Source organism: Kitasatospora sp. NPDC057518 (genome assembly GCF_042802075.1).
Classification (GTDB): Bacteria; Actinomycetota; Actinomycetes; order Streptomycetales; family Streptomycetaceae; genus Kitasatospora.
Map to the genome: position 1 here is coordinate 1 of NZ_JBHVEU010000763.1, position 1,809 is coordinate 1,809.

Here is a 1,809-nt window from a genome sequence, read left to right on the forward strand (position 1 = left end):
CGACTCTGCTGGCGAAGTATTCGATCTAGGTCAGGCTCAGGCCGTTGTTGCGATGCCGTGTTGGGTGCAGAGTGTGTGGATGCGGGTGGGGCGGCGGCTTGGTCTGGTGGTGGTGTCGAAGTGGGCGCCGAGTCGGCGGATGTTGACGGCCATGCCGATGAGGACGTTCTGGAGGTGGGTTTTGGCGAGGCCCCGGTAGCGGGATCGTCGCAGGCCGGGGCCTCGGACCGCTTGTGAGATGGTGCCCTCGATGCCGGCGCGGGCCCGGTAGGCCTCGCGCCATCGGGGGGTGTCCTGTTCGGCCTGCATCCGTGTCCGGGCGGTATGGATCGGTTCGGGATGGATCTCCAGGACCCGGCCGAGGTGAGGGGCGCCGGTGGTGCACTGGGCGCGGATCGGGCAGGGGCGGCAGTCCGCGCGGGAGAAGGCGACGCGGATCAGGCCGTCCTTCTTCGGCCGCATGGAGATGCTGGTGGCCCCGGCGGGGCAGTGGGTGACGCCGCTGTGCCAGTCGACGTGGAAGTCCTTGGGGGTGAACGTGCCGCCCCGGGCGCCCCGGCCGGTCTGGACCGTGACGGGGGCGACAAGGGAGATGCCGCGTTCCAGGGACGCGCCGATGCCGGGCCCGCTGGGGTAGCCGGAGTCGAGCAGGTGCTCGCCGGGTTTCAGGTCCCGGGCGATGAGTTTGTCCTGGACGGGGGTGACGGCCGTGACGTCGGGTTCGGTGGCGGGGGTGGTGTGGACGTCGGTGACCACGTGCGGCAGGCCCTCGTCGCAGGACTCGGTCAGGTGGCCCTTGGAACCGGTCCATTCCATGCGTGCGGCGCCGGGCGCGCCTTTGGTGCTGTAGCGGGCGTCAGGGTCGTGGGGTGAGCGCACGCGCTGTGCGGAGGGCGGCAGTTCCTCGGTGTCCCGGTAGCGCAGTCGGCCGGTGGTGGTGGCCTCGAAGTGCTGGTCCCACAGCTCGCGCAGGATTTTGACCTGCGGGAGGCCGTTCATCCGCACGGCGTCGGGGTCCGTGTCGATGGCGGCGATCAGGCTCTGCCCGTCGGCGCCGATCTGCTCGGCGAGCTTGAGGGCGGAGGCGCCTCTGCGGCGCAGGAGCCTGCCGGTCTCGACCTTGCGGCCGTAGCGTTCGTCCCAGCCGGGCCCGAGCAGCGGCACGACCAGGCCCGGGTCGGTGCGGGCTATCTCCTCCAGGGCCGCGCGCAGGGCCTCGCCCAGGCACTCGACGCGGTTCAGTGCGCGCACACAGGCCAGCACGTGGGTGGAGTCGGTGCGCTGACGGCCGCCGGCCCGCACCAGGCCGGCGGCCTTCAGACGTTCCAGCATCAGCGAGAGCAGGGCATCCGCCCGGTTCCCGGCTGCCAGGCGGGCCCGGAACTCGCACAGCACGCTGGCATCGAAACCGGTGTACTCCAGCTCCAGTCCCAGCGCGTACTTCCAGGAGATCCGGTCGGCCACCGCCACCGCGGCGTCCCGGTCGGAGAGGTTGTGCAGGAACTGCAGGACCGTGACCATCGCCAGCAGGGCCGGCGAGATCCCGGGCCGTCCCAGGCCCGCGTACATCTCCTCGAACTCACCCGTGGTGAAGTCCTCGTCGCTGAACAACGGACCCAGCGCGTCCCGAACCCGCATCTCGTCCGTCCCCCGCGGATGGACCCGGCGAGCCAGCGCCACGGTCTCCGCCGGAATCCCCGACACACCACCAGGACGCAACACGACCCACCCCCACAGACAGCCAACCCGCCCCGACCGGCACACACTTACTGTCCCACGCCCAACCCAACCGACTTCGCCAGCAGAGTC

1 protein-coding gene is annotated in these 1,809 nt (G+C 70.9%); it reads right to left on the minus strand.

The window, feature by feature from the left end:
- Window positions 1-36 precede the first annotated feature (36 nt).
- Window positions 37-1,638: an IS1182 family transposase gene (locus tag ACFU7Z_RS39195; protein WP_380782938.1), complete on the minus strand. Its 1,602-nt coding sequence runs from the start codon at window positions 1,636-1,638 to the stop codon at window positions 37-39.
- Between the last annotated feature and the right edge of the window lie 171 nt (window positions 1,639-1,809).